Source organism: Thioalkalivibrio sp. ALJ21 (assembly GCF_000378605.1).
Taxonomy (GTDB): Bacteria; Pseudomonadota; Gammaproteobacteria; order Ectothiorhodospirales; family Ectothiorhodospiraceae; genus Thioalkalivibrio.
This window is the reverse complement of record NZ_KB905155.1, coordinates 605,349-617,297: the sequence shown is the minus strand read 5'-3', so window position 1 is coordinate 617,297 and position 11,949 is coordinate 605,349. Positions and strand designations below refer to the sequence as shown.

11 protein-coding genes are annotated in these 11,949 nt (G+C 66.2%); 3 read left to right on the top strand and 8 right to left on the bottom strand.

What is annotated here, in order from left to right; all coding sequences use genetic code 11:
• Positions 1–1,149 carry an ABC transporter permease gene (locus F579_RS0102875; protein WP_019024352.1) on the bottom strand — a complete coding sequence of 383 codons (1,149 nt, stop codon included), beginning with the start codon at positions 1,147–1,149 and terminating at the stop codon, positions 1–3.
• 139 nt (positions 1,150–1,288) lie between these two features.
• On the opposite strand from F579_RS0102875, the gene F579_RS0102870 reads away from it, so the two are divergent.
• Genes F579_RS0102870 through F579_RS0102860 form a run of 3 tightly spaced genes read left to right on the top strand, consistent with a single transcriptional unit; the run spans position 1,289 to position 5,270 of the window.
• Positions 1,289–2,215 carry a MoxR family ATPase gene (locus F579_RS0102870; protein WP_019024353.1) on the top strand — a complete coding sequence of 309 codons (927 nt, stop codon included), beginning with the start codon at positions 1,289–1,291 and terminating at the stop codon, positions 2,213–2,215.
• Complete coding sequence (locus tag F579_RS0102865; protein WP_019024354.1) at positions 2,197–3,231, top strand: DUF58 domain-containing protein; 1,035 nt, start codon at positions 2,197–2,199, stop codon at positions 3,229–3,231. Before F579_RS0102870 ends, F579_RS0102865 begins: the two co-directional genes overlap by 19 nt.
• The gene (locus F579_RS0102860) at positions 3,228–5,270 is read left to right on the top strand and encodes a DUF3488 and transglutaminase-like domain-containing protein (protein WP_026301043.1); all 2,043 of its coding nucleotides are present in this window, start codon (positions 3,228–3,230) and stop codon (positions 5,268–5,270) included. The genes F579_RS0102865 and F579_RS0102860 overlap by 4 nt, the downstream gene beginning before the upstream one ends.
• Before the next feature lie 102 nt (positions 5,271–5,372).
• Here the strand turns inward: F579_RS0102860 and iscR are convergent, their stop codons facing one another.
• From iscR to accD, 7 genes are all read right to left on the bottom strand, one after another.
• Complete coding sequence (gene iscR / locus F579_RS0102855) at positions 5,373–5,852, bottom strand: Fe-S cluster assembly transcriptional regulator IscR (RefSeq protein WP_012982722.1); 480 nt, start codon at positions 5,850–5,852, stop codon at positions 5,373–5,375.
• A 298-nt stretch (positions 5,853–6,150) separates the two neighbouring features.
• A complete protein-coding gene (locus F579_RS0102850; protein WP_019024356.1) occupies positions 6,151–6,744 on the bottom strand; it encodes a L,D-transpeptidase in 594 nt (197 codons plus the stop codon).
• A gap of 10 nt (positions 6,745–6,754) precedes the next feature.
• Positions 6,755–8,263: an amidophosphoribosyltransferase gene (gene purF / locus F579_RS0102845; protein WP_012982724.1), complete on the bottom strand. Its 1,509-nt coding sequence runs from the start codon at positions 8,261–8,263 to the stop codon at positions 6,755–6,757.
• A 29-nt stretch (positions 8,264–8,292) separates the two neighbouring features.
• Positions 8,293–8,871: a CvpA family protein gene (locus tag F579_RS0102840; protein ID WP_019024357.1), complete on the bottom strand. Its 579-nt coding sequence runs from the start codon at positions 8,869–8,871 to the stop codon at positions 8,293–8,295.
• A gap of 94 nt (positions 8,872–8,965) precedes the next feature.
• A complete protein-coding gene (locus F579_RS0102835) occupies positions 8,966–9,550 on the bottom strand; it encodes an SPOR domain-containing protein (protein WP_019024358.1) in 585 nt (194 codons plus the stop codon).
• Positions 9,551–9,652: 102 nt separating this feature from the next.
• Positions 9,653–10,984 (bottom strand): folylpolyglutamate synthase/dihydrofolate synthase family protein, encoded by a 1,332-nt coding sequence (locus tag F579_RS0102830; RefSeq protein WP_019024359.1) that lies wholly within the window; start codon positions 10,982–10,984, stop codon positions 9,653–9,655.
• Between the two features lie 8 nt (positions 10,985–10,992).
• Positions 10,993–11,949: an acetyl-CoA carboxylase, carboxyltransferase subunit beta gene (gene accD, locus F579_RS0102825; protein WP_012982728.1), complete on the bottom strand. Its 957-nt coding sequence runs from the start codon at positions 11,947–11,949 to the stop codon at positions 10,993–10,995.

The window sequence follows — 11,949 nt, the reverse complement described above, 5'->3', positions numbered from 1 at the left end:
TCAGACCCCCATGTGATAGAACAGGACGGCAAACAGGCCGTCGAACACCACGATCAGGATGATCGACGTCACCACCGCGCTGGTAGTGGAGATGCCGACGGCCGCGGCACCGCTGGCCGTTTGCAGCCCGCGCAGGCAGCCCACGCCCGCGATCAGCAGGCCAAAGATCAACGCCTTGAACAGTCCCGTGAACAGGTCCGAAAGGTCGAGCGCGACGGTCACCTGATTAAAGAACGCCGTCCAGGGGATCCCGAATCCCTGCATCACCACTGCGGCACCCAGCAGGCCAATCATGTTCGCGTACAGCGCCAGCAGCGGCGCGACCAGGATGCCCGCGAGCACCTTCGGCAGCACCAGAAAACGCACCGGGTCGAGCCCCATGGTCTTCAGGGCGTTGACCTCCTCGTTCACCTTCATCGTGCCGATCTCGGCCGCAAACGCGGCCCCGGACCGCCCGGCCAGCAGGATTGCCATCATCAACGGCCCCAGCTCGCGGAACAGCGACACTGCCACCAGATTGGCGACAAAGATCTCGCCACCGAACTGCCGCATCGCGATCGCAGACTGGAATGCCAGGATCACACCCAGCAGGAAGGCAATCAGGGACACGATGGGCAGCGCCTGGAACCCGGCCGCCTCGGCCACCCGAAAGGTGTCCCCCCAGCGAACCTGGCGGGGATTCAGCACGGCCGAACCCAGGGCCCGCGTCAGCTCGCCGATGAATCCGAACTGCGAATAGGCCGCCTGCCCAACGCGCGACACGGCCTCGAGTGACTGGGCCAGCAGTCCCCCGCGAGTCTCGTGACGCGCCGGCTCTACGGTTTCCAGCTCACGGTACGGGGTCAGCTGCTCCTCCACCAGACCCTGGACACCCACCAGTTCCACCTGGCGCCCCGCCCGCTCGATATCGCGCTCCAGGGCATGCAGCAACGCCGCCCCGGCACCATCGCAATACTCGAGGTCACCGACATCCAGCGTCACCGCAGCCTGCGTACCCTCGGCCAGCTCGCGGGCGCGGCGGCGCAGAGGCGACCAGACACGCTCCACCGCATGCACGTCCAGCCGACCCGACAGCTGCAGGCAGGCATCCGGCGAGGCTGTGGCATCATAGCGAAACGTCTGGCCCGAATCGGCGGCCTGCTTGTCCATACTGTCGCTCATGGGGCAATTGCGGCCATGGTAGCCGCAAACTCACCCGACACGCGAAGCGGGGCTTAAATATCTCGCACGCATCACGCTGATCGGGCGCCCTCTTTTTCGCCCGACACCATCCACCACGAGGAGCCCAATGCCTGCGGCCAATGAAGCTCTACACCAGGTCGAAAGCGCGCTGAACGACATCCTGCTGGGCAAACCCGATCGGGTCCGGCTGGCCTTGACCTGCCTGCTCGCCAACGGCCATCTGCTGATCGAGGATCAGCCGGGCGTTGGCAAGACGACCCTCGCCCATGCCCTGGCCGCGGCGATGAACCTCGATTACCGCCGCGTGCAGTTCACCAGCGATCTCCTGCCCGGCGATGTCCTCGGGGTGTCGGTGTTCGAGCAGGGCTCCGGCGAGTTCCGCTTTCACCCCGGCCCGATCTTTACCCAGGTCCTGCTGGCCGACGAGATCAATCGCGCGCCCCCCAAGACCCAGAGCGCCCTGCTCGAGGCGATGGAAGAGCGTCAGGCCAGTGTGGAGGGCGCGACCCGCCCCCTGCCCGAACCGTTCTTCGTGATCGCCACGCAGAACCCGGAAGAACAGGTCGGCACACATCCCCTGCCGGAATCCCAGATGGATCGCTTCCTGATGCGCATCGAACTGGGCTATCCCGATGCCCGCGCCGAGCGCGCGTTGCTCGAACGCGGCGGTGCAGCGGCGGCTCCCGTTGCCCATCCTGCCCCGAGCGCGATTGTATCTCCCGAGGACCTGCAGGCTTGGCAGTCCCGGATTGTCCAGGTGCATGCCGAACCGGTGGTGCTGGACTATCTCCAGGACCTGATTCAGGCGAGCCGCGACCGCGCACGCTTTGCCCACGGACTCTCGCCGCGGGCCGGGCTCGGCCTGCTGCGCGCCGCACGGGCGCATGCCTTCCTCGACGGACGCGACTACGTGACCCCGGACGACCTGGCGGACGTCCTGCCGGCCGTGGCCGGCCATCGGGTCCGCGCCCGCGAACCGGACAGCCCCGCACGCACGGTGGAACGGCTGCTGGAATGCGTGCCAGTTCGCTAGGGCCCGCTGAGCGGCTCCGATCCCGGGGGCGGCGCCTGCGTGAAGGCGTTATCCGCTGGGTCACGCGGCGCCATCGCGACGATGGGGCACAGACCACCCTAGGCCGCGACCGCATCTACATCCTGCCGACCCGGGCCGGCTACACGCTGCTGGCGATCCTGGGCGTGATGCTGCTGGGGGCAATCAACTATTCCAACAACATGGCGTTCCTGCTGACCTTTCTCCTGGTCGGGATCGGCCATAACGCCATCTGGTACACCCATCGCAACCTGCTCGGGCTCAAGGTGTCGGCGCTGCCCACCACACCGGTATTCGCCAACCAGATTCTGTCCGTCTCCCTGCGCCTGGAGGATACGCGCGGGCGCGACCGTGAGGCCCTGCATCTGAGCATCGGCGAATACACGAGCGAACCCGTTGCGGTACCGGGCCGTGGGCAGCAAGTGGCCTCCCTGTCTCTGCCGGCCCCCGGCCGCGGGGTGTACCGACTGCCCCGCCAACACCTGGGCACCCAGTACCCGCTCGGCATCCTGAACGCCTGGAGCTGGCTGGGGCTGACCAGCGAGATCCTCGTGTATCCGCAACCCGTGGACCCGGGGGCCGCCCATACCGCCCTCGGAGACCAAGCCGGCGCCCAGCGGCGTCAGGATGCCTCCACACCGGATCACATCCGCCCGTACCGCCCCGGAGACCCGCCTGGCCGGATCCTGTGGAAGGCCCTGGCTCGCACCGGCAAGCTGCACATCCGCGAAACGGTCGCAGGAGGCCGTGACACGCTCTGGATCGACTGGTCCTCCATGCCGGCCAGCGACACCGAAACGCGCCTCTCCATGCTCTGCCATCAGATCCTGGCCGCCGAGGCCGAAGGCCGCGCCTGGGGCCTGCGCCTGCCCGACCAGACCCTCCCGCCCGGGCAGGGCCCGGCGCAGCGGGAGCGGGGCCTGCGCGCCCTCGCCGAATTCCGCTTCGAGCCGATCCCCTTGCCGGTCGCGGAAACGGCCAGGGGAGCAAAGAAGTGAACCGTTCGAGCCGGCAGCATTTACCGGAGTTGCAGGGCCTGGAACTCGCGCTGCTCGCCCTGCCAGTGGCCGCGCTGCCACATGCCTGGCACCAGCCACTGTGGGTCACGCTGCTCGTAGCGGCGGCCATCCTCCTGCGCAGCTGGTTCCATCTGCGCGACCGCAAGCCCCCTTCCATCGGACAGATGGCCCTGCTCGCCGCTTTCGCGGGCGGACTGACTTTTCTGCAGTACGGCACCCTGTTCGGGCAGGAGGCAGGCACCGCCCTGTTGCTGGTCATGATGGCGCTCAAACTGCTCGAGACCCGCAACCGGCGGGATATCGTGATCGGGCTGTTCCTCGGCTATTTCGTGGTCGTCACCACCTACTTCTTCGACCAGTCGATGCTGATCGCCGCCTGGTCTCTGCTGTCCGCCTGGCTGCTCACCGCCGCCCTGGTCCAGGTGCATGCCGGGCGCCCCCTCGAACGGCGGCGCCTGGCGAAGCATTCCGGCTGGATGATGGTCCATGCCCTCCCGTTCATGCTGATCCTGTTCGTCGCCTTCCCGCGCGTACAGGGACCACTGTGGGGCGACCCGCAACGCGACGAAGTGGCTACCACGGCCCTCTCCGGCGAACTGAACCCCGGCGACATCGCGGAGCTGCTGCAGGACGAAACCACCGCGATGCGTGTCCAGTTCCACGACTACGTGCCTCCACCACGGGCCCAGTACTGGCGCGCGCTGGTAATGACGGACTTTGACGGCCGCCGCTGGCAGGCCGAGGGCGGGGAATCCAGTATTGACCTGCCCCAGCCGGGCGACCCGAACGAGGTGGTGGCCTACACCGCCACGCTGGAACCCACCCGCGTGCGTTACCTGCCGGTGCTCGACTATCCCGTTTCCCTGCCGGACAACGCCGAGTACCGCGACAACCACCAGGTCGTACGCGATCGGCGCATCGTAAACCGCATCCAGTACGACGCCGAGGCCGACCTGACACGCCCACCGGGCGGCGACGAAGCCCTGAGCAGGTCCGCCCGTGAACGCGCTCTTGAGCTCCCACCCAGCGCAGCCCCTCGCTCCCGTGCCGAGGTCGCCCTCTGGCGCGCCACGCATGGCGACGATGACCGCGCGATCATCCAGGCCGCCCTGGATCGCTTCGCAGCCGCCCCCTATCGCTATACCCTGCAGCCCCCCACGCTCGAGGGGGATGTCACCGACCAGTTCCTGTTCGAGACCCAGGCCGGTTACTGCGAGCACTATGCCTCCGCGTTCGCCGTGCTAATGCGCTCGGCGGGGATCCCCACCCGCGTGGTTACGGGCTACCAAGGGGGCGAATGGATGCAGCGGGGCGAATACCTGCGCCTGCGCAACGCCGACGCCCATGCCTGGAACGAGGTCTGGCTGGATGGCGAAGGCTGGATTCGCGTCGACCCCACTGCGGCGATCGCCCCGGAGCGCATTGAGGCCGGCATTGGCGGCCTTACCGGTGGCGAGGGCGAATCCGTGCCCGATTTCCTGCGTCGTGACGGGCTGGGCTGGGTGCAGCAATTTCGATTTGGCTTCGAAGACTGGCGCGATTTCGCCCGGTTCCGCTGGGAGAGTTGGGTGCTGGCATTCGATCCCGAGCGCCAGCGGGAACTGTTTGCCCGTTTCGGGCTCGACGCGACGGACTGGCGTGACATCGTCACGGCACTGGGTGTCGGCTTTGGTCTACTGGCTGTCGCAGCGCTGGCCTGGAACGTTTGGCGCCGCCCTCGCCGTGCCCGTGAGATAGCCGATCGACTGCTGCAACGCCTTTCCCGCCGTATCGAACGACAGCACACGGGGCTTGGCCGGCGCCCGCACGAGCCCGTCGTCGCCTGGGCCCGACGGGTCAAGGCTGCACGGCCGGATCTCGCGCCCCTCGTCGATGCCTTCGCCGAGCACTACAACCGAGCCCGCTTCGCGCCCGCCCGGCCCGACGAACGGGCCGGACACCTGACGGCCCTGCGCCGTCTCGCTGTATCCGACCTTCGCGAGCCAGCCGCCGCCCAGGCCTCGCTGCGGATGCCATAAGCCCAACAAAAAAAGGCCCGGCCGGATTCAGCATCCGGTCGGGCCTCCAGGTCTTCCGAGGCGGCGCCGGGAGCCCCGGGCCGCTGGGTCGTCCGGCCGCTATCAGGCCGCGTCGTTACGGAAGATGAAGTGGTGCCGCGCGCCGCGGCGCTCGTCCTGACGACGAGCAACCTTCTGTACTTCCGGACGGTTGGCAAACTGTGCCAGCGTAATGCCGTCCAGGAAGTCGTACAGCTGCTGGCTCAGATCATCCCACAGCTCGTGCGTCAGGCAGCGTTCGCCATCCTGGCAGTCCTTGTGGCCCTTGCAGCGGGTCACGTCCACCGACTCGTCGACTGCCGTAATGATGTTGGCAATGCTGATCTGGTCGGCACGTTTGGCCAGGCGGTAACCGCCGCCGGGACCCCGCACGCCTTCCACCAGGTCGGCCTTGCGCAGCTTTGCAAACAGTTGTTCCAGATAGGACAACGAGATGCCCTGGCACTGCGAGATGTCGGCCAGGGTCACCGGTCCCACCCGATCATGGATCGCGAGATCCATCATGGCGGTCACCGCGTAGCGGCCCTTGGTTGAGAGTTTCATGTCTTAAAGCCTCCGAGAAACCGTGATCGTGCGTGTCGAGGTCGACATCCATTCACAGAATCGAATCCGTTCACCTTTCCTGACAATCAGAGTCAGGAATAATTCCCTTTTTACCTGACAGTTGTTGTCAGGAATAATTCCCTGATTATATCAGGCGATTGCCGTGAATTCACGTACGCCAGACGCAGGTTATTGTGAGAGCCGTCCGATACTGACGGAGTTCCCTCGGAAATTGTTAGAAAATTAGGGATTTCTGGAACAGGACGGACTTCGCCTGCGCGAGGCCGTCGGACGGGGGTTAAACCGGGAGGATACGGCCGGTTTCGTAATCCGGGCCGTTCAGGATCACGACGAGGGTCCCCACCGGGAGGCGGGGAAACAGTTCGATGACCTCGTCGTTGCGCATGCGCACGCAGCCTTCGGAGGCCGGCTGGCCAATCCGCCCTTCTTCATCCGTACCGTGGATGTAGATGTAGCGATGGTAGGAGTCGATGCTGCCCCCGCGATTGAGGCCAGGCTCAAGCCCTTCGAGCCAGAGGATGCGCGAGGTGATGTTGTCGCGCCGGCTGCGTTCGCCCTCGCCGGTCAGGATCTCGGCGATCTCGCCGGTGTTCGCGCGCGCCCGAAACACGGTGCCGCGCTCGGCACCATCGCCGAAGCGCTCGGCAATACGATGCAGCCCCAGGGGCGTCTTGTAGGTGCCGTTCTCGTTCCCGATGCCGCGCTGGGAGGTCGAGACATCGAAGATTTCCGTGACCTTTCCGTCTTCCCACACGTACAGGCGCTGCTGGTCCACGCGCACCACGACCGCCGGCAAACCTTCGCTGCTTCCCGCCTGTTCCCGCGCCGCTTCCACGACCGGTTCGATCCACTGCAAACTCGGCAAGGTCACTACTCTCTCGTCACTTCTTGTTGGCCAGATCCAGCACCTCGCCCGCCACGGGCGTATTCACCAGTCCCTCGCCGCGCAGCGAGGCCAGGTATTCGAGGTAATCCGGGGGCAGTCCGGTCACGTACTCGCCGGTAAACACGGAGCAGTCGAAGGTCTCGATGTTCCGGTTCCCCCGCCGCACGGCCTTTTGCAGGTCTTCCAGGTCCTGGTAGATCAGGCGGTCGGCGGCGATCGCCTCGCATACTTCCTGTTCGTCTCTGCCGTGGGCGATGAGTTCATGCGCCGCGGGCATGTCGATGCCATAGACATTGGGGTAACGCACCGGGGGGGCGGCGGAGGCGAAATAGACCTTCTTGGCCCCGGCCTCGCGCGCCATCATCACGATCTCGCGCGAGGTGGTTCCACGCACGATCGAGTCGTCCACCAGCATCACGTTCTTGCCACGAAACTCCAGCGAGATCGCGTTGAGTTTCTGGCGGACCGATTTCCTCCGCTTGGTCTGCCCCGGCATGATGAACGTGCGGCCGATGTAGCGGTTCTTGATGAACCCCTCGCGGTACTTGATGTTCAGTTCGTGCGCCATCTCCAGCGCCACGGTGCGGCCGGTATCGGGGATCGGCACGATCACGTCGATGTCGTGATCCGGCCAGATGCGGCGGATCTTCTCGCCCAGCGCGGTACCCATGCGCATGCGCGCCCGGTGCACGAATACGTTGTCGATCACCGAATCGGGCCGGGCAAAGTACACATGCTCGAAGATGCAGGGGTTGAGTTGGGTGTCCTCGGCGCACACGCGTGTCGAGACCTCGCCCTCGGGCGTAATGAACACCGCCTCCCCGGGCGCCAGGTCGCGTTCCAGCTCGAAGCCCTGGGATTCCAGCGCGGCACTCTCGGAGGCGACCATCCATTCGCGCCCGCCCTCCTCGGCTTCACGCGAGCCATAGACGATCGGACGAATCCCGTTCGGGTCACGAAAGGCCAGCAGGCCGCGCCCGGCAATCATCGCGACCACGCCATACGCGCCCTTGGCGCGCTCGTGCACGCGTTCGACCGCGTTGAACACGGAGTCGGCGGTCAGGCCGTTATCCAGATAGCGCAGGAGCTCCTGCGCGAAGACGTTCAGCAGGATCTCGGAGTCGGAATCCGTGTTGATATGCCGGCGGTCGGTCGCAAACAGGGCCTGTTTCAGTTCGCGTGCATTGATCAGGTTGCCGTTATGTCCGAGCGTGATGCCGAACGGGGAGTTCACGTAGAACGGCTGGGCCTCGGCGGAGCTGGAACTGCCGGCGGTCGGATAGCGCACATGGCCAATGCCCATGTTGCCGATCAGCCCCTGCATGTGCTGGTCGTTGAACACGTCCCGCACCAGGCCGTTGTCCTTGCGCAGGTGCAGCCGCCCCTCGTCGTCACAGGTCACGATCCCGGCGGCATCCTGCCCACGGTGCTGCAACACCAGCAGGGCATCATAAAGCGGCTGATTCACCGGGCCACGCCCGACGATTCCGACTACTCCACACATACGGTTCAGGACTCCAGCAAGGCGATCGACTAGCGTTGGTCGGCGGGGGGTTCGGTTTCCGGGGCCGGTGGTTCACTGGCCGGCTCATCCACGGGGGGCTCGACAGGATCATCGGCCAGCAGACTGCCGATCTGTTCCTGCCAGCTGTCGGGCAATTGCGCAACCATCCAGTCCACCAGACGTTCGAACTCGGGGATCAGGCGGCTGTTCTCCCACCAGCCCTCCTCCGGCATCAACGTCAGCGAGGCGGCAAACACCAGCACCGCCACCAGGAGCACGCCGCGCAGCAGGCCAAAGATCACACCCAGAGAGCGGTCCGTACCCGTCAGGCCACTACCGCGCACCAGCCGATTGGCCAGCACTCCAAGGATGCCGCCCACGATCAGCACCGCGATAAAGATCAGGGCAAAGCCAACCCCCAAGCGCAGTGTCGCATCCGACAGCGCCTGCGGCAGGACTTCGGCGACCTCGGCGGCATGTCGAATACCCAGCCAGATGCCCACAATCCAGGTCGCGAGCGAAAACGACTCGCGCACGAAGCCACGAAACAGACTGATGAGCCCCGAGACAACGATCAGGGCAATGATGACCAGGTCGATCCAGTTCACGCGCGGCGGACTTCGGGTGCGAAAAGGCTGCGTAGTGTACCGCAGCGACCGGGAATTCGCAGGGGCTCGCCCACGCTTGAGTAGCGCCGAAGCCTCACGGGAAGGTCACCACGATGCCGGTAATGTCGAGCTCGTCCTTCAACTGCTCGCCCAGCTTCTGGGCTTCGTCGCGTTGCGCCACGGGCCCCACCTTCACCCGATAGATACTGCGTCCCTCGGCCTCGGACTCGTCGATAAATGCCGGCAGACCCGCATCGCGCAGGCGTGCCTCTTCCTCGCGCGCATTGTCTCCGTCGCGGTAGCTCCCCACCTGGACGGCCCATCCCGCGTCAATCGCGCGCGATTCCGGGGCCTGCCGCACCGGCTCGGGACTCACCACATCACTCGGCTCGCTCTCGTCCTCGCCGTCCTCGGCACCACCATTCTCCACCGCCTGCAGATCGGCGATCCGGCTTTCGCCGTCCCCCTCGCGTTCGGGCCGCGCAGGCGCCGCCTCGCGCTCGGACGGGAGCGCGATATCCGGGGCGGCAAAGGTGGGGGCATCGGGCACCGGGTCATCGATACCGCTCATGTATTCGTAGCCCGCGCCATCGAACAGCCACGGCAGAAAGATCACGGCAATCACGATCAGGATTACCGCGCCCGTGAGGCGAAAACGAATGGGATTATCGGTGGTCATGCCATATGCGCATTGGCGTCCCGTGCATCGGGTCTTCCCCGCGACCTTACGCCGCGGGCGCCTGCTCGGGCAAGGCAAACGGGGGAATCCGTCGGCATCCCCCTAGCCATGGGGGACTTCTTCCACTACGGCCACGTCCGGGACGGCTTCCCGCAAGGCCGCGGCAGCCAGATCCGGCGCCTGTTCAAGAACCGCCGCCACCGTGTGAAAGGAACCGAACACCACGCACCGCCCCTGGGTACCGGCCGAATCGGTCGCCAGTTGCAGCGCTTGCCGGATACCGGCGGCCGGACGCACATCGGACTGACCCGCCTGTTCCAGCTCCGCCGCCAGATCGGGCGCAGGAAGCGCACGCGGGAGATCGAGCGGTACAGGAGTCCAGGTATCGACCAGCCCATCCAGGTCACGCCACATGGCACTGCGATCCTTGTCGGCCATCACCGCGACCAGCGCAACGGTCGGGCCGGCCGACGGGTTCTCGCGCAGCCAGCGGGCGAGCTCGGCGACGGCCTGGCCGTTGTGCGCCACGTCCAGGAGCCATTCCGGCGAGCCACTCAGGCGCTGCAGGCGGCCCGGCGGGCGCACCTTCAGGGCACGCTCCATGGTGGCCGCACTCAGCCCGGTGCCCATCCCAAGCGACTCAACCACGGCCAGCGCGGTGGCGGTGTTCGCCAGGGCGGCGCCGCTAAGCCCGCGCGCCAGCGGGACATTCCACTCGACCTGGGCGCCATTCCAGCGCCAGACGAGCCGTTCCTGTTCGACCAGGAGATCGAAATCGCGGCCCAGGCGGACAGTACGGCATCCAAGTGCCCGGGCATGGTCCAGCACGCTCTGCGGAGGCGACAGCTCGCCGAGCGCCACGAGGCGCCCAGCGCGCATGATGCCGGCCTTCTCGCGCCCGATTACCTCGCGCGAATCACCCAGCCAGGCCTGGTGGTCGAGGTCCACGGCGGTAACCGCCGCCACATCCGCATCCCAGATGTTCACGGCATCCAGCCGCCCGCCGAGCCCGACCTCCAGCACCTGCACGTCGACCCGTGCCTCGCGGAAGAGCCAGGCCGCTGCCAGGGCCGCAAACTCGAAATAGGTCAGCGAATCGTCACCCCGGGCCTGATCAATCGCCTCGAATGCCCGGCAAAGGTCTTCGTCCGAGGCCAGCATGCCGTTAAGGCGAATGCGCTCGTTGTACTGGAGCAAATGCGGCGAGGTGAACAGCCCGACCTTCAGACCCTGTGCCTGCAACAGCGCTGCCGTGCGCGTAGTAACCGTGCCCTTGCCGTTGGTCCCCGCGACAATGACGGTACGGGGCGTGCCCGGACCCCGCAGGCCCAGCCGATCGGCGACGAGGGCGATGCGCTCCAGGGTGAGGTCCATCCCCACCGGGTGCAATCGCTCCTGGAAGGCCAGCCATTCAGCCAGGGTGGCGTAGCGCACGGGTGGAATCAGGTAGAGCGCGGGGCGTCCGCCGATTCGCCGGTGTCCTCCGCGCGAATCACTTCCACCTCCGGCTCTTCTTCCTCGACCGGAGGCGCCTCGGGGGCCGGGGCCGGCCCGTGCGTCAGCATGCCGAGCACGGAGGCCAGACGACGACGCATCTCGCCGCGTTCAATGATCATGTCGACCGCCCCGTGCTCGAGCAGGAACTCGGACCGCTGGAACCCCTCGGGCAACGTCTCGCGCACGGTCTGCTGGATCACGCGCGGACCGGCGAAACCGATCAGGGCGTTGGGCTCCGCAACATTCACATCACCCAGCATCGCGAGGCTCGCGGAGACGCCGCCCATCGTGGGGTCGGTCATCACCGAGATGAACGGGATACGCTCCTCGCGCATCCGCGCCAGCACCGCGCTGGTCTTGGACATCTGCAGCAGCGAGAACAAGGCCTCCTGCATCCGCGCCCCGCCGGAGGCACTGAAGCAGACCAGCGGGATACGCTGCTCCAGGGAACGGTTGGCGCCGCGGACAAAGCGCTCGCCCACCGCAGAACCCATGGATCCGCCCATGAAGCGGAAATCAAAGGCGGAGGCCACCAGCGGGCGCCCCATCAGCCGGCCCTGCATGACGACCAGCGCGTCACGTTCGCCGGTCGCCTTCTGCGCGGCGACCAGGCGGTCCTTGTATTTCTTGGAGTCGCGGAACTTCAGGACATCGGAAGATTCGATCTGGGCGGCGATTTCCTCGCGCCCCTCCTCGTCGAGGAAGGTCTCCAGCCGACGCCGCGCACTCATGCGTCGGTGATGCCCGCATTTCGGGCAGACATCCAGATTGCGTTCCACCTCGGGGCGATACAGCGTGGCGTCGCAGCCCTCGCAGCGCACCCACAACCCCTCGGGCACTCCTCGCTTGCTGCTGTTGTCGGTACGGATGCGCGAAGGCATCAGTTTTTCAAACCAGCTCAT

Bases quoted from the DNA above. Each gene is read 5' to 3' on its own strand.
- F579_RS0102875 (WP_019024352.1), bottom strand. From the start codon at position 1,149: ATGGACAAGCAGGCCGCCGATTCGGGCCAGACGTTTCGCTATGATGCC.
- F579_RS0102870 (WP_019024353.1), top strand. From the start codon at position 1,289: ATGCCTGCGGCCAATGAAGCTCTACACCAGGTCGAAAGCGCGCTGAAC.
- F579_RS0102865 (WP_019024354.1), top strand. From the start codon at position 2,197: ATGCGTGCCAGTTCGCTAGGGCCCGCTGAGCGGCTCCGATCCCGGGGG.
- iscR (WP_012982722.1), bottom strand. From the start codon at position 5,852: ATGAAACTCTCAACCAAGGGCCGCTACGCGGTGACCGCCATGATGGAT.
- purF (WP_012982724.1), bottom strand. From the start codon at position 8,263: ATGTGTGGAGTAGTCGGAATCGTCGGGCGTGGCCCGGTGAATCAGCCG.
- F579_RS0102835 (WP_019024358.1), bottom strand. From the start codon at position 9,550: ATGACCACCGATAATCCCATTCGTTTTCGCCTCACGGGCGCGGTAATC.
- accD (WP_012982728.1), bottom strand. From the start codon at position 11,949: ATGAGCTGGTTTGAAAAACTGATGCCTTCGCGCATCCGTACCGACAAC.